The sequence below is a fragment of the Fischerella sp. PCC 9605 genome (assembly GCF_000517105.1).
In the GTDB taxonomy this organism is placed as follows: Bacteria; Cyanobacteriota; Cyanobacteriia; order Cyanobacteriales; family Nostocaceae; genus PCC9605.
Window position 1 is genome coordinate 1409121 of record NZ_KI912149.1, and the last position, 16328, is coordinate 1425448.

Sequence of the window (16328 nt, forward strand, 5' to 3'; positions counted from 1 at the left end):
CTCTGGTCTAAACATTAGCTTGAATACTTGTTTTTTTCACTGATTATTTAGCAATCCAAGCAATAGCAAGGAAACTATCAATGAATGCTGAACTCAAACCCAATGCCAAACTTCAGAGATTTAAAATTAAGGATTTTCAAGACAATATGAATTACTTTATTAAGTATGTCTTCCAAGATTGGAAAGCTAACAAAGAAGGAAACTCTAAGTCACGATTCATAGTATTTATGTTTCGTATAGCACAATTATTCAGATGTTTGCCCACATCTTTTTATGTGTTATCCATCTTTTATCGAATATTGTACACACTAATAGTTGAGTGGATATTAGGGGTTGAGTTACCTTGGGACACTAATATAGGACCAAATCTTAAAGTTATTCACGGTGTAGGTTTGGTGGTCAATCATGAGTCGGTAATTGGTGCAAATTGTACCTTAAGACATTCCACAACTATTGGTAATAAAAAACTACCAGATGGTTCATATAGTGCCTGCCCCAAAATTGGTAATAATGTAGATATTGGAGCAAATGTTGTGATTATCGGTCCAATTACAATTGGCGATAATGCTGTGATTGGAGGAGGTTCCGTTGTTGTTAAAGATGTTCCTGAGGGGGCAGTAGTTGCAGGAAACCCGGCAAGAATTATTCGCATATTAAATGCCACTGTGCCTGCTGTTGGCAAGTAAAAAGTCAATGATTTTACAATGGCAGGATTATCAATACTTCAAAAACCTATTTAGTGAATAAAATAGCAATAATAATTTTTTTTGCAAAGATAGCAGTTATTAAAAAGTTTGAAGTTTTTTCGATATTTCAAATATTTGTAAATAGGAACAATTTACTATGTCTCATCAAGAAGTACTTCAATTCGATTTAGAATTGGCTCATCTGAAACTAGTGGTTGATAACTTCCTGAGCGAGCGTGAATTTGTAAAAGTTCTTGAGGCTGGTTGTGGTTCTCTAAGCCATATTAATTTGAAAGATAATTATTATTTAGTAGGCATTGACATATCAGAAAAACAACTGGATAGAAATTCAAAATTGAAGGATAAAATTCTGGGAGATATACAGAATTATAATTTTTCAAATGACAGTTTTGATATGATTGCTTGTTTCTGGGTTTTAGAACATGTTGAACAGCCAGAATTAGCCCTGAAAAATTTCGCAAAAGCTATTAAAAAAGGAGGAATTATTATTATTGCTGTTCCTAACGTTATGTCTTTAAAAGGATTGATAACAAAATATACTCCTCATTGGTTTCATGTTTGGTTTTACAGATACATTTTTAATGTAAGGTTTGCAGGAATAGATGACAATGCTCCTTTTCGTACATTTCTGAGATTTTCTATATCTCCTGAATCTATAAAAAAAATCGCAAATGAGAATAATTTATCTGTTGAATTTTTCACAATTTATGAAGATTTTCGCCAAGAAATACTTAGAAAAAAACTTCACTTGGAGAATGGGATTTGGAAAACACTGCAATGGTTATTTAAGAAATTAACTTTTGGAAAATTTGAGTTAGGGCTGACAGAATACTTTATTGTTTTAAAAAAGAAGCAGATTTAATTAGTTTTGCTCCAATTGACGATAATTGGTACAAATTGTACTTTAAGGGACTCAAGCTATGCCAAAGGTTTCTGTTATTATTCCTGCGTACAATTCAATGAAGTATCTCCCAGAAACTGTGGAGAGCATTTTGCAGCAAACATTTACTGATTTTGAAGTATTAATTATTAATGATGGTAGTTATGACAATATTGTGCAATGGGCTTCTGGGCTAATAGATCCACGAATAAAACTCATTTCGCAAAAGAATCAAGGTGTATCTGTAGCACGTAACATAGGTATTACTCATGCTCGAGGAGAGTACATAGCATTTTTGGATGCTGATGATTTTTGGCACGCAACTAAGTTGGAAAAACAGGTACGTTATCTGGATGATAACCAGGCTGTAGGTTTGGTACATACTTGGATGGCTTTTGTTGACAGCAATGGTAAGCCTACAGGTAGAGTGATGACTTCTAATGCAGAGGGATATGTATGTAAGCAGCTTGTTGAACGGAACCAGGTAGCATGTTCTTCTGTGATGGTGCGTCGCTGTTGTTTAGAAACAGTCGGGGGATTTGAACCAAATTTAAATTTTGCTGAAGATTGGGATTTATGGATTCGCATCTCTTGTCATTATCCCTTTGCTGTTATTAAAGAACCTCTCTATTACTATCGACAAGTTCCTAATAGCTTATCCAAAAACCTACAAGTGCTGGAAGAATCTTGTCGTTTTGTCATTGAAAAAGCATTCCAATCTGCACCAGCAGAGCTACTTTTTTTGAAGAATCGCAGCTATGGTTATGCCAATCTTTGCTTGGCTTGGAAAGCTTTACAAAGTAGTGATAGAGATTACAAACGGGCAATTTATTTTTGTCAGCGAGCTATTTTCTATTATCCCAGATTACGCTACTCTCGCGAGTACATTCGCTTAAGTTTGGCAATACAAGTACTGCAATTATTTGGAAATCATGGCTATAGCAGACTCCTAAAGCTAGCATATGCTCTACGTCGACACATTTCAAAAGTTACACAATTATATCCCATTCGTAGTTCAAAAATTATTGATGAATCTATTCATTCTGTGTAATGAGAACCTGTAAATTTTTACTGTTTACCCATAGGGGGAAAAATGGTTGAGCAAAAAATTAATAATGTCCAATCATTAAATAACTATAGGAGTTCAAATATAGACACTGATTGGCAAGATGTGGCTCCGCAGAAATTGCCAGTCGCAATTAGCAAAACTGAACCAGCGATCGCGCTACTGCATTGCATGGATTTGATCGATGATTTTTTAGATCACATCAACATTTCCTTCGAGACTTACTGCAATGAGTTCGTCGGTAGCTGGATGTTTGGCTACATCAATGCCTTGAAACAGGTAGGTGTCAGGACAGTTCTGTTCTGCATTTCTGCTCGTTTTACTGAAGTTTCACGCTTCACCCACGTACCTACAGATACGATTATTTGCGTTTTGCCTGCTTCTAAAGCGTATCTTGCCTACCGTGCTGTTCGCCGTCAGGCACTCAGTGCTTACGGCGCAAGTGAGGGGCAAACTTTCAAAGACATCCAAGACTCCAATCCTACACGTCGTTCCCTACTGACACAACTGAAGAATCTAGCCCAAAGTTTTGGGACTTACCTATCTACACCACTGGGATTACTTGCTCGCGAAATCCGCCGTGAAGGTTGCAGTGCAATTTTATGCCAAGAGTATGAATATGCCCGCTTTGATGCTTGCGTACTTTTAGGAAAGCCGATCGGTCTGCCAGTATTTGCCACTTTTCAAGGGGGTGACAAGACACACAGTTTTCTAGAATACCCCCTGCGACAGATGGCATTTCGAGGATGTACAGGTGTAATTATCTCTACGCAAAAAGAGATTGAACGGGTTCGCGATCGCTATCAATTACCGCCTGCCAAAATAACCCGCATTTTCGATCCTATGGATACCGTAACATGGCGTGCCCTAGACCGCAGCGAAGCACGGGCTACATTAGGCATTCCCCTTGAGGCTAGGGTGGTGGTGTGTCACGGACGCATTGATTTTCATCGCAAGGGGCTAGACATTCTGGTAGCTGCTTGGGACAAAATTTGTTGCGATCGCCCCAATCAAGACTTGCGGTTGTTGCTTGTTGGGACAGGGCCCGACGCAGACAAACTACGTCAATGTATTGCAAAGATGCAATTGCCAGGCGTAATGTGGCGAGACGAATTTGTTAGCGATCGCGCTGTGCTTCGGCTTTACCTTTCGGCGGCTGATGTTTACACTCTGGCTTCTCGACAAGAAGGTTTTCCCATCGCACCTATTGAAGCAATGGCTTGTAGCTTGCCTGTGGTTGCTGCTGATGCTCCCGGCGTCCCTGACATTTTGGAAGGAGGGGAGATTTCTGGGGGGCTAGTTGTGCCAAGGGAGGATGCAACAGCACTGGCGCTAGCGCTTGGTCGTGTTTTAGATGATGAAGCTTGGGGACGTGAGATGGGCAAACGCGCTCGTCGTCGCATAGAAGAGTACTTTTCACCTGAAGTAATAGGCAAGCAACTGCGAGATTTTATGTTGAAGCAAAAGGTGGAGTTCAGCGAGACAAACACACCCCAAAAGAACCTAAGTAGGTTGGCGAAAACAAACTAAATTACGTGAACTATTTTTTTCTACTACTAACCACTAACCAATGTACAGACGTGCCATGGCACGTCTCTACAACCACTAACCACTAACTTTTCAGGAGTTCAAAAATGCCAAAAGTTTCTGTTGTCATTCCTGCCTATAATGCTATGGCTTTCTTACCAGAAACTTTAGAAAGTGTTTTGCAGCAAACTTTCACTGATTTTGAAGTATTGATTGTTAATGATGGCAGTTCAGATAATATTATAGAGTGGGCTTCAGCTATTACAGACCCGCGAGTAAAATTAATTTCACAAGCAAACCAACGAGTCTCCTCAGCACGTAATACAGGCATCACTAATGCTCAAGGAGAGTATATAGCATTTCTAGATGCTGACGATTTATGGGAGCCAACAAAACTAGAAAAGCAGGTACGTTGTTTAGATGAGAAACCGGAAGTAGGTTTGGTATATACTTGGACGCTTTTAGTTGATAAAGAAAACAATCCTACAGGCAGAATTTTTGCTTCCCATATCGAAGGTAATGTATGGAATAAATTGCTAGAAGATGACCCAATTTCTAGTGGAAGTTCACCGATGGTTAGGCGGAGTTGCTTTGATACTGTCGGGCTATTTGATCGGAATTTGGCTTATGCACCAGATTTGGATATGTGGGTTCGCATTGCTTTTCGTTATCCCATTGCAGTAGTCAAAGAACCTCTACTGCGCTATCGGCAACTCCCTAACAGTTTCTCCAGAAACCGGGAAGGGATGATTAAAGATCTTCGCCAGGTTGTCGAGAAAACATTTGCATCTGTCCCCCTTGAGCAGTTGTATTTGAGAAATCGGTGTTATGCCAGTATATTTTTTGGTTTAGCATGGCTTGCTGTAGATGAAGGAGACTACAAAAAGGCGATTCATTTCCGCCAGCAAGCTCTTTTACACTATCCTCAAATACGCTACACCGAGAAATATCTACGTTTGAGTTTAGCGATCGCCATGATCCGTTGGTTTGGTTCTAATGGCTACGATGGGGCGCGATCCTTAACTCGTATCTTACGCCGACGCCTGCTTGGTGTTTCAGTCTAATAGCGATTCAATCCATTATTAGGAGAATCTGCATAAACGCTGAAATAAATTAACTTTCAAACCCTCATTTTTTGCCATCTTATGCTTTTTTATTCACCGCAGTAATAATAATGATGCACAAAAGTCAGCGGTATATGAGACAAAAGAAAGTCTCTAAACAGACTCAACAATTAGCCCCAAGAATCCACAGAGTAGTGCATCGACCTGAGAGTCGAATGAGGCGTCCGCTTCAGTTATTCAAAGAAATGGGACGAGACTTGTTAGCATCACGAGAATTAGCTTGGCGGCTCATGATTCGAGATATTAGTGCTAAATACCGTCAGTCATTTTTAGGTATTTTCTGGGCAATTATACCTCCGATACTCATGGCAGTTGGCTTTACCCTTGCTCAAGGAGGTGGAGTTGTCAATATCGGTGCTACGGACTTGCCCTATCCTGCTTACGTCATGTTCAGCATGACGTTGTGGCAAACCTTTGTCGAAGCACTGAATGGGCCACCTCAAGCGGTAACAGCGGCCAAGATGATGCTCTCTAGAATTAAGTTCCCTAGAGAAGCGCTGATTATAGCCAAATTAGGTGAAGTTTTTTTCAATTTTGGCATCAAGTTAATTCTGATTGTGGGCTTGTTCATCTGGTATAAAATCCCAGTAACTTGGAGCGTGTTTTTAGCGCCAGTTGCATTAATTCATTTAGTATTGCTAGGAACTTTTTTTGGTTTGCTGTTAGCGCCACTAGGTGCTCTCTATCAAGATTTTTCAATGGGGCTAACCTTAATAACTGGATTTTGGCTATTTCTGACACCAGTAGTTTACCCAATTCCCAATAATGGAATATTTAGCACCATTGTCAACCTAAATCCCGTTACACCTTTGCTAGTAACAACGCGGGAATTAGCAACAACAGGTGTTATCTCCGATCCCCAAGGATTTTGGGTAGTCAGTCTAATTGCAATTGTGGGATTACTTTTAGCTTGGATTATCTATCGCCTAGCAATGCCTTATGTAGTTGAGAGAATGAGTTCTTAATCATGATTAACATCAACGAGCAAGAAATTTCAGCAAAGCCATACAAAAATGATCGTGAAATTGTTCTTTCAGTTAACGGGGTTTCTAAAAAGTTTTGTCGCAATTTAAAGCGATCGCTGCTCTATGGTATTCAGGATATTACTTCTGAGGTATTAGGACTTCGGGAAAAAAGTGATAAGTTACGACCCAAGGAATTTTGGGCACTAAATAATGTCAGTTTTCAATTACGCCGAGGAGAAGCACTTGGTTTAGTTGGTAAAAATGGTAGTGGAAAATCTACCCTACTGCGGATTATTGCAGGGTTGATTAAACCCGATACTGGTTTTGTAGAAGTTAATGGTCGGGTAGCACCTTTGATTGCTTTAGGTGCTGGATTTAATCCGATTTTGACTGGGCGAGAAAATATTTATGCCAATATGTCAATTTTAGGTTTGTCTAAGAAAGAAATTGATGAGCGATTTGATGAAGTTGTAGAGTTTGCAGAGATTGGAGATGCGATTGATGCACCAGTACAGAGTTATAGTTCTGGGATGGCTGCAAGGTTAGGATTTGCAAGCGCAATTCATACTGAACCAGATATTCTCCTTATTGATGAAGTGCTGTCAGTAGGTGATGCTAGGTTTAGAGCAAAGTGTTCGTATAAACTATCTAAGCTTCGCGAAAAAGGAACGTCTTTTATATTAGTTGCTCACAATTCATCCGCCATCCTTGCCATATGCGAATCTGCTGTTTACCTTTCTCAAGGCCAGGTGGTGACAAAAGGATTGGCAGATATAGTAGTCAAAAAATATGAGGAAGATCTATTTTTAAGAGGTGTTGATGTATCAGAAACTGGAATTCTATTTTTGCCAGAAAAAACAGAACAAGAGAGTTTAGGTGTAGATATTACCTATCTCTGTTTCAAAAATGAAGATGGGAAAGTCTTAGAAGCACCTCAAACTGGTAATCAAGTTTATTTCTGTGTAGGCTGCAAGGTTCGCCAAAACTTTAAAAATCTCGCTTTGGGTATTGAAATTAGAGATTTGGCTAGGGAAGGAGAGATGGTATTGCTAATAGAGAGTCAAGACGAAAGACAGTCTCTATATCTGAAGCAAGGTAATAATGAAATACAGGTTCAAATGCCATATTGTGGTTTACGTCCTAGTACTTATGATATGCGAATTTACATCAAAAAAACGGCTCCACACGCTAATCTTGATATCGTCAACTCTTTTAAAATTAGTGTAAAACAACCGGAAGAAAAAATTATTGTTATTAGCAATAACCTCTTTTACCAACCACTACTTTGGCATGTGGTTGATGACGTTCAATTACTAGGGACTAAGTGACAATTTCAATCTCTAAAATATTAGGTCTATTAACATTTTTATTAATTTGAGGTGAGTGACGAAGTTCAATTACTTTCAACCAAATAAATAAGGATTAACCTCATTTAGAACAGAAGATGTTTAATAATGCTTTGAAATTGATTTGCTCGGAGAAAAACTTATAAACAAAGGAACCCATGCAAATATCAGTTATTATTCCTGTATATAATGCGGAAAAATATGTTCGGCAAGCTGTAGAATCTGCATTATCTCAACCCGAAGTTGCAGAGGTCATTTTAATAGAAGATGCTTCTTCAGATAAATCTTTCAACGTATGCCAAGAATTAGCTAATGAATATCCTAGAGTTAAATTATTTCGTCATAAAGATCAAAAAAATCATGGTGCAAGTGCGAGTAGAAATTTAGGAATACAGAAAGCTAATTTTGATTATATAGCATTTTTGGATGCTGATGACTTTTACTTGCCAAGGCGTTTTAAACTAGCAAGCAAAAAATTAAATAAATGTTCTGAAATAGACGGAGTTTATGAAGCAGTTGGAATATATTTTCAAGATAAGGAAAGTCAGGAAAAATGGGCTTTCATTGGTCGTAGTAGCAGGAAACTAACCACTGTTAATATCATTATAGAACCCGATTTTTTATTTGAAACTTTACTGAAAAAACAAGAAGTTGGTTGGTTTCATGCTGATGGACTAGTGGTTCGGAAAACAATTTTTGAGCGAACAGGTTACTTCGATGAGAATCTTGAATTTAGTGAAGATATTGTCATGTGGCTAAAAATGGCTGCGGTGGGTAAATTGATCCCTGGAAGTTTAGACATACCAGTGGCCATGAGGAGAGTACATAGCCATAATCACGTGACAAGATTTCATAAAAAATTACTCTACTACAGTAATTTACCCCGATGGGAAACTTTGTTTATATGGGGCTATAAGAACAGGTTAGAGCCAATCAAATTAGCTTTGCTTTTTAGTCAGTATGCTGACAGTATTACAAATCAAACTTTAGAAACAAAAGCAAATTTACTACCCAGAAATTTATATAAATTATATAAAGCTATTACCATGATTACCTTAATAATTAAATATCCGAGAATAATTCAATCATTACGTCATCTTTGGGGTTTTAAAAAAATAATTTTTATGAATAAATCGATGAATTTATTACGCAGTTAATAGCAGTTAATAATTGATGCAAAATAGTCATGATTAAAATTATGAATGAATTACTTGAAGAACCACTGGTTAGTGCGATCGTACCAACTTATAATCGCGCAGATTTAATCAGCTACACTTTAGACAGTGCCATTAAGCAATCCTACAAAAATTTAGAGATTATTGTTATTGATGATGGCTCTGTAGATAATACCGAAGAAGTTGTAAAAGCGATTGGCGATCCCAGAATTCGTTATATTCGCCACCCAAGCAATCGTGGAGGCTCGGCTGCTCGCAATACTGGTATTGAAGGTGCTAGAGGAAAATATATTGCATTTCTAGATTCAGATGACCTCTGGGCACCTGAAAAGATAGAATTACAACTGGCTTTAATTCAGAAACATCCTCATCCTGATAAAGTAGTTTCCTATACTCAAAGGGTCGTTAGTTTTACAAGGATAACTAACTATACTCAACTTGCAATCAACAGCGAAAGCTTACAGGCAGTTCCAGAAAAGGGTAAAGGTGAAGCAGAAGCGATCGCGGAATATTTGTTTTGCAGTGATGGGGAAATTCAGACAAGCACTCTGATGATGCACCGATCGCTTGGCCTAGCGACTCGTTTTAATCCAGGCCTTAAAAAGCACCAAGACTGGGATTTTTGTTTCAGGCTTGAAGCTAATGGAGCAATTTTTACCTTCATCAAAAAACCTCTAGTAATTTGGAATGCCGATTCACGTAAAGATCGAGTATCACAAATATCTGATTACCGAATCTCAGAAAGCTGGATTCGTGAGTATCAGACCTCTATCTCCCATAGAGCAACCACAGGTTTTATGTTAAAACAGGTACTTCCTTTATTATTGAAAAGTGAAAAAAAATTATACGCTGAAAAAGTTATATTAGATGCGTTAAGGCATAGATTAATCTCTCTGGATAATTTTATAAAACTTACATTGTGGACTTGGGGTATTAGGAATATCCGAAAAAAATTAAAACTGTTATTAAAAAATAAATTGAAAGTAAGTTAATAAAATTACTAAAGTACGACTTGTATCTCAATTGTCAAATAGCTAAAGACATTTCCAAATTTTAACCCTTTTGAAATTTTGTTGTTATCTTGGTCGATAAATAAGATTTAAGTATAGCTAAAAAGTATTTAATTTATGAAAAAGATTGCTTTTGTTTCTACTAATAATACAACAGTCTGGGCTGGCAGCGAGGAACTATGGTCACAAACTGCTATCAAGATGGCTAATCAGGGTTTTACTATTAGTGTAAACGTTAAAGGTTGGCAAGAAAAACCAAAAAACATTCAAAAACTTGAACACTTAAATTGCCAAGTTTCTTATAGATGGTACGGGTATAATAGTAAACTTTTGGGAAGGATAGCTATTAAAGTATTTAAAAATAAATTATTCTCGGCATGGTTAAATAAAGTTGCTCCTGATTTAGTCGTAATTTCTCAAGGAGCTAATTATGAAGATCAAGGTTGGATGGATGCATGTTTGAGAATGAATATTCCCTATGCTGTTATTATTCATGCGGCAGGAGAAAATTTTTGGCCATCTGATGAAATAGTTGCAAAAATAGCAAAGCTTTATTTAAGTGCTGAAAAATGTTTCTTTGTATCTCAGAGAAATTTGGAACTGACAGTAAAGCAGTTAGCAGTAGAATTTCATAATGCCAAGGTTGTTAGAAATCCATACAATGTATCCTATGATGTGCCTCTATCATGGCCTAAAGATGAAAGTGTACTGAAATTAGCGTGTGTAGGTCGTTTAGCTCCAGATGCAAAAGGGCAAGATATACTTTTCGATGTTCTTCGCTCTGAAAAGTGGAAAAGTAGACCAGTTGAAGTTACTCTTTTTGGAAATGGTTATCAGCGCAATACTTTAAAACGATTAAAACATTTATGGAGATTAGATAATATAAAGTTTGGTGGTTTTGTAGATAATGTTGAAGCTATTTGGGCTGATCGTCATGCCCTAATTTTGCCTTCTAGATATGAAGGATTGCCATTGGCAATTGTAGAAGCAATGCTTTGTGGTAGGTTCTGCATTGTTACTGATGTTGCAGGAAATACAGAAGTAGTTAAGGATAATATCAATGGTTTTGTAGCAAAAGCGCCTATTGCTGAGTGTTTAGATGATGCAATGGAGAGAGCTTGGCAAAGAAGAGACTCATGGCACGAAATTGGTAAACAGGCATATGAGAGCGTAAGAAGAATTATTCCACCTGACCCTATAGATAGATTTGTAGAAGAAATCAAATTATTACTCAAGTAATTGTACTAGGACATGGATACAGCCATGGTTTTGGCATTAGGCGTTTTTGAGAAAGAGATAGCTAATCAGGGAGAAAGTTAGTAACTTTCCATCGTCTGGAAAACTAGATTTCTCAGTGAATTAAAAAATTTTTCCAGCACTCTGTTAAACCTAGGTGCTGTGTCTACTAAAAAACACTTAAAATAGACAAACACTAACCAGAATATGAACTTAATCAGCAGAATTCGATTTCCTCGTACACCCGAAACCTCTAGTTTATATCTAGTATGCAATGAAGGTGCATTTTTAAATTTATCTAAAGAACAAACAGAGGTTTACTTTAATAAGCATGGTGTTTTATCTCTAAACACTTATTTTAATTCCTTTTATGAGAGTTTTTACGCCAAATATACAGAACTTAAATCTTTATATTACTTGTTAAGCCTTGAAGGTGATTTTCAAATCTCTCTTTACAGAGAACATTCTGAAAAAGAAAGTAGAGAATTAATTTCTACCTCAAGATTTGAAAAATGTTTGCTCTCAGAACCTATTAAATTATTACTACCAAATACTTGGCGGAGTAAAGATGCAGGCAGAGCTTACCTGGAAATAAGCTGCTTGAGTAATCAAGGTTTATTTACAAGAGGATTTATTGCTACCGAACAACCTAAAATTCAGGAAGTCTTTTTAGGAATTATTAGCTGTACTTTTAGAAAAGAAGATTATATTAAAAATACAATAAGCACTATTTTAAAAGATGATTTTTTGCACAATATTAATTTTAAAATTTTTATTGTAGATAATGGTAAAACTCTTAAAGAATCTGATTTCGCCGACCCAAAAGTTCAACTAATTCCTAATAGAAATGTTGGTGGTTCTGGAGGTTTTACTAGGGGATTATTACAAGGGCTTGAGGAAGATAAATACACTCATTTCTTGTTTATGGATGATGATATAGAGTTAGACAGTGAAGCTATTTACAGGCTTTTTTCGTTATATGAGTATGCGAAGCAGGATTTTGCTGTAGCTGGTAGCATGCTGGATTCATACAAAAAACACATTTTGTATGAAGCAGGAGCAATATACAACAAATCCATCGACGATGAAGGAAACATCAAGCAGGATAAATTCACAGGCTATCCTCTAAAGCACAATCTTGATTTACAAACCACTACCACACTTAACTCACTTTTGTTAGAAGACAATATAGATTATGGGGGATTTTGGTTTTTTGCCTTCTCTAAAGAAATTGTCGAAAAGATAGGATTACCACTACCCTTGTTTATCAAAATAGATGACATGGAATTTGGTTTAAGAATCAACAAACATTTTGAGAACGGAATAGTGGCTTTTCCGTCTATAGCTGTGTGGCACGAACCTTTTTATGCTAAAAGACCTATTTGGGATTTTTACTATTACATTCGCAATCACTTAATAGCCAATTCCATTCATAGTTCATTGGAATATGTGAAAACAGTTAAAATTTTCACAAATTGTATACTCTATTATTTATTCATCTTTGATTACAACTCCGCACAAATGGTAGTCAAAGGTTTTGAAGATTATATGCAAGGCCCTAATTTCATTACAAGCAATACTCCAGAGATACTGCATGCCAAGATTTTTGAATCCAGTAGAAGTTATAAAAACCAAACTATACTGACTGATTCCGTTTCAAGTAGTGAAATTTCTCAAATTACAAGAGCCGATAAAGTTCAAAAATTGGTTAGTTTGTTAACGCTTAATGGTCATTTACTCCCGCAATTTCTAATTGCTGATGAGACTGCGGTCATTCGATTTAGTGTTAAAGAAAAAGAACGTGACACCCTTTGTAAAGGGTTAGCTAAAAAAAGAATTCTTTATGTCATAGAGGAAAATCCTAACTCTTATCAGTACGAATTAGATCAAAAAGCAGGTCTTAATATTTTATTAACCTGGTTTAACTCTGCAATTAGAAGTTATTTGAGATGGTCAAGTGTCAGCGCAGAGTGGAAAAAAGCATTCAAAGATTTAACCTCTATGCAATTTTGGCAAAAGTATCTTGAACCTCAAAAATAAGACAAAGTTTCAACATCCAAACTATGTCAAACAAGGAGAAGCAGCATGAAAGTAGATTGGCTAATTATAGGGGCTGGATATTCAGGCTGCGTGCTAGCTGAACGGATTGCTACTCAATTGGCACAACGAGTACTGATTGTAGAACGGCGAGACCACATCGGCGGCAATGCTTACGATTCCTACAACGAGCATGGCATCTTAGTACACAAGTATGGCCCTCATATCTTCCACACCAAGTCTAAAAAAGCTTGGGATTATCTCTCTCAATTTACTGAATGGAGACACTACTATCATCATGTGCTGGGAGTAGTAGAAGGCAAGAAAGTGCCTATTCCTTTTAATCTAAATTCCCTCTATGCTCTTTTTCCTCCACGCTATGCAGAGAAGCTGGAGAATTTGCTTCTAGAACATTTCGGTTTTGGAGTTAAAGTCCCTATTCTCAAGTTGCGTGAAAGCGCCAGCGGAGATTTAGATTTTTTAGCCAACTACATTTATGAGAATATTTTCCTCCACTACACAATGAAGCAGTGGGAGTTAAAACCCGAAGAATTGGATCGTGGAGTAACAGGACGTGTTCCGGTTTATATCAGTCGGGATAACCGTTATTTTCAGGATAGATATCAGGCTATGCCAAAGCACGGTTACACCGAGATGTTTCGCCGAATGCTTGCTCACCCCAACATCAAGGTACTCCTGAACGCAGATTACCGGGAAATTATCAATGAAATTAATTTTAACCGGATCATCTGTACCGCACCAATTGATACCTTCTTTGATTACATGTATGGCGAGTTGCCTTATCGTAGTCTGCGCTTTCAGTTTGACACTTTGGATCAAGAGCATTATCAAGAGGTTGGTACGGTCAACTACCCCAACGAATACGACATCACCCGCATTACTGAACAAAAATATTTGTCGGGGCAAACATTACCCAAAACGACTTTGGTGATGGAATATCCTCAAGCTTACGTACCAGGAAAAAACGACCCCTATTACCCCATCCCCCGTGAGGAGAACCGCGAACTGCTAGACCTTTACCTCAAAGAGGTAGAGAAACTGAATGGTACGGTAATATTTGTGGGACGGCTTGCTGAATATAAGTACTACGACATGGATCAGGCTATGGTTCGGGCGCTTGGTGTGTTCGAGAAAGAGATAGCTAATTCGATGTAGGAATAATAAATCTCTTACAAAAGTTAATTTCTGAAAGTAATGCCATAAGCCAATGAAATTTTTGGAGTGAATATGAGTTCTTCTCCACTTTATCTAGATCCAATAGTTATCCCCTTAGTTACAGGAGAAACAGTGCTAGATGTTGGGTGTGGTTTGGGACGATGGGGGAATTTAATTCAAGCTAATTATTGGGAAGCCGGATTAGAAAAACCTCCATTAGTTGATGGTATTGATGCGTTTCAAGGCAATGTAGAATTTTGTTCTCAACAGCAAGGTTATCGTCATGTTTGGCATCAGGTTATGCCATCATCTTTATCAGGTCAATGGGATACAGTTTTAGCGTGTGAAATAATTGAACACATTGAACAAGCAAAAGTTGAAGAGTTTTTAAATACTTTGGAAAGTGCTGCTAAAAAAAGAGTCATAATTTCAACGCCTAATTATCCTTGCTTTAGAGAAGGTTCAGATACTGTAGTCGGGTTTAATGATTTTGAAGCTCACTTGAGTTATGTACCGCGCAGTTATTTTCGCGATCGCGGATATAAAATCGTGGGTGCTGGTTTGCGGAAATGGACGAAGTATCCCGGTCTATTAATAGAAAAACTTATTGCTCCTTGGAAGCCTGGTTTTGAATCAATTTCAAGATTCATCCCAATTTTTGCAGACTCAATTGTTGCTTATAAAGATGTGTAATGGCAGATCAGTTGCCAATTGGTGGAGCAAGAGGTGCACGCCGTTTCCCACCACCACCGATACTTTTCGGACTATTATTATCAACTACGTGAAGTGCTTGGAATAGTTTCATAGAGTCTTCATAGAAATCGCCATTTGTACTAACGAAATCATATCCGTAAGCATCATGAAACTCTTCCACAACTCCTTTTTCCACTGCAAAATAATGAATGTCCCAGGCTGCGTCATCAACAACGTAAGCACCGTAATCTTGTAAGGCATGAAAAAGCTTTTTTCCAGGGCGTGTTTGCAACTTGAGACTCGCCTCAGTTACCTTGGGAGGAATTGCTAGTAGCGAACCTTGCACAAGAGCAGGGTTTTTACCATGATAGTGGTTGGCTGCATAGTTATCTGCATTGTCTGCCGGCCAGCGATGACCGGGAATCTTTTTAGAGTAGTAAAGGTATTTTTCTCCCCAAATCACAACTTTTAAGGCGTGACGAATAGGTTTGTTGCCAATCAATTCACCTTTGCGAATAGAGCCACCAATAGCAGAAAGACCAGAACCAAAATGCGATCCGCCTATTCCCTCTCCGTAAATATCAAGGTCATAATAATAATGGAAGCCATAGAGTGGGCTTCCAGGTTGACAACGAGCCAGTGGGGCGATTTGCACTAAGGTTTTACCATCTGGCAACAGAAAGGCGGAAGCATTGTTGGGTGTATAGTACGGCTTACTCGTAGCATCGGGAACAATTAAGTCGTCTGGAATCGGTAATGGTGCAATTCCCACAAGTTTAGTACCTTTACAGCGCCCCTCACCCCAAGCACCAGGCTCATATAATTTACGCAGCGGATCGCCTTTTTTGAGCTTGAAGAAGTATTCTTGATCTGCTGAAATAGTGCTTGCCTTACCAATTTTCGCTGGTACATAACGAGCTTTGGAACCGATGGGCATATTCCAAATAGACGTGGGTGAAAAGGGCCAAAGAAACTTGTCTCGCGTGGGAGTTTTGCTAGGAGTTGGGAGACTGCCAAGAAAAAGAGCAAGAATTACGCTAGAGATAAATATGAGTAGAGTCGGCAACCGCAAGCGGTTTATTACTAGTTGAAAAACTTTCATTAAATAGCCTCTATAAATCAACCGAATCGGAGGCTGTAATATTTCTCGTCCTAGTGTAGCTCACGAACGAAGACGATACCGAGTAGCTTGATATTTTTCAAAAGTTTGCAAATAGATACAAACTTGTAATTTTATAATTTTATCTACTAATAGGGTTTATAAGTATTTTTTAATACAACATTAACAAGTACAAGTCCTTTGATGTAGAGTCTGTATGATAGCAATATTATAATTTGGCTGGTCTCTGTATAATCACTAGCTGCGAGACTAAGATATACTGGATA

At 37.8% G+C, this 16328-nt stretch carries 14 protein-coding genes; 13 read left to right on the forward strand and 1 reads right to left on the reverse strand.

Features of this window, described 5'->3' with window-relative positions:
* Window positions 1–80: 80 nt before the first annotated feature.
* From FIS9605_RS0121125 to FIS9605_RS0121185, 13 genes are all read left to right on the forward strand, one after another.
* Window positions 81–686 carry a serine O-acetyltransferase gene (locus FIS9605_RS0121125; protein ID WP_231510409.1) on the forward strand — a complete coding sequence of 202 codons (606 nt, stop codon included), beginning with the start codon at window positions 81–83 and terminating at the stop codon, window positions 684–686.
* 157 nt (window positions 687–843) lie between these two features.
* A complete protein-coding gene (locus tag FIS9605_RS37705) occupies window positions 844–1569 on the forward strand; it encodes a class I SAM-dependent methyltransferase (protein WP_035139988.1) in 726 nt (241 codons plus the stop codon).
* A 58-nt stretch (window positions 1570–1627) separates the two neighbouring features.
* The gene (locus FIS9605_RS0121135) at window positions 1628–2638 is read left to right on the forward strand and encodes a glycosyltransferase family 2 protein (RefSeq protein ID WP_026734371.1); all 1011 of its coding nucleotides are present in this window, start codon (window positions 1628–1630) and stop codon (window positions 2636–2638) included.
* Between the two features lie 42 nt (window positions 2639–2680).
* The gene (locus FIS9605_RS37710; RefSeq protein WP_035139989.1) at window positions 2681–4183 is read left to right on the forward strand and encodes a glycosyltransferase family 4 protein; all 1503 of its coding nucleotides are present in this window, start codon (window positions 2681–2683) and stop codon (window positions 4181–4183) included.
* Window positions 4184–4287: 104 nt separating this feature from the next.
* Window positions 4288–5244: a glycosyltransferase family 2 protein gene (locus tag FIS9605_RS0121145; RefSeq protein ID WP_026734372.1), complete on the forward strand. Its 957-nt coding sequence runs from the start codon at window positions 4288–4290 to the stop codon at window positions 5242–5244.
* Between the two features lie 245 nt (window positions 5245–5489).
* Entirely contained in the window at window positions 5490–6269 is a 780-nt protein-coding gene (locus FIS9605_RS0121150; RefSeq protein ID WP_442854724.1) for an ABC transporter permease, read from the forward strand.
* A gap of 2 nt (window positions 6270–6271) precedes the next feature.
* Window positions 6272–7597, forward strand: a complete 1326-nt coding sequence (locus FIS9605_RS0121155; RefSeq protein WP_026734374.1) for an ABC transporter ATP-binding protein — start codon at window positions 6272–6274, stop codon at window positions 7595–7597.
* A gap of 176 nt (window positions 7598–7773) precedes the next feature.
* A complete protein-coding gene (locus FIS9605_RS0121160; protein WP_026734375.1) occupies window positions 7774–8772 on the forward strand; it encodes a glycosyltransferase family 2 protein in 999 nt (332 codons plus the stop codon).
* 41 nt (window positions 8773–8813) lie between these two features.
* Window positions 8814–9782 carry a glycosyltransferase gene (locus FIS9605_RS0121165; RefSeq protein ID WP_026734376.1) on the forward strand — a complete coding sequence of 323 codons (969 nt, stop codon included), beginning with the start codon at window positions 8814–8816 and terminating at the stop codon, window positions 9780–9782.
* A gap of 135 nt (window positions 9783–9917) precedes the next feature.
* Window positions 9918–11039 carry a glycosyltransferase family 4 protein gene (locus tag FIS9605_RS0121170; protein ID WP_026734377.1) on the forward strand — a complete coding sequence of 374 codons (1122 nt, stop codon included), beginning with the start codon at window positions 9918–9920 and terminating at the stop codon, window positions 11037–11039.
* A gap of 204 nt (window positions 11040–11243) precedes the next feature.
* Entirely contained in the window at window positions 11244–13076 is a 1833-nt protein-coding gene (locus FIS9605_RS0121175; protein ID WP_026734378.1) for a glycosyltransferase, read from the forward strand.
* Window positions 13077–13121: 45 nt separating this feature from the next.
* Complete coding sequence (gene glf, locus FIS9605_RS0121180) at window positions 13122–14249, forward strand: UDP-galactopyranose mutase (RefSeq protein ID WP_026734379.1); 1128 nt, start codon at window positions 13122–13124, stop codon at window positions 14247–14249.
* Window positions 14250–14321: 72 nt separating this feature from the next.
* Window positions 14322–14942 carry a class I SAM-dependent methyltransferase gene (locus tag FIS9605_RS0121185; RefSeq protein ID WP_026734380.1) on the forward strand — a complete coding sequence of 207 codons (621 nt, stop codon included), beginning with the start codon at window positions 14322–14324 and terminating at the stop codon, window positions 14940–14942.
* A 7-nt stretch (window positions 14943–14949) separates the two neighbouring features.
* Here the strand turns inward: FIS9605_RS0121185 and FIS9605_RS0121190 are convergent, their stop codons facing one another.
* Window positions 14950–16044 (reverse strand): hypothetical protein, encoded by a 1095-nt coding sequence (locus FIS9605_RS0121190; protein WP_026734381.1) that lies wholly within the window; start codon window positions 16042–16044, stop codon window positions 14950–14952.
* Between the last annotated feature and the right edge of the window lie 284 nt (window positions 16045–16328).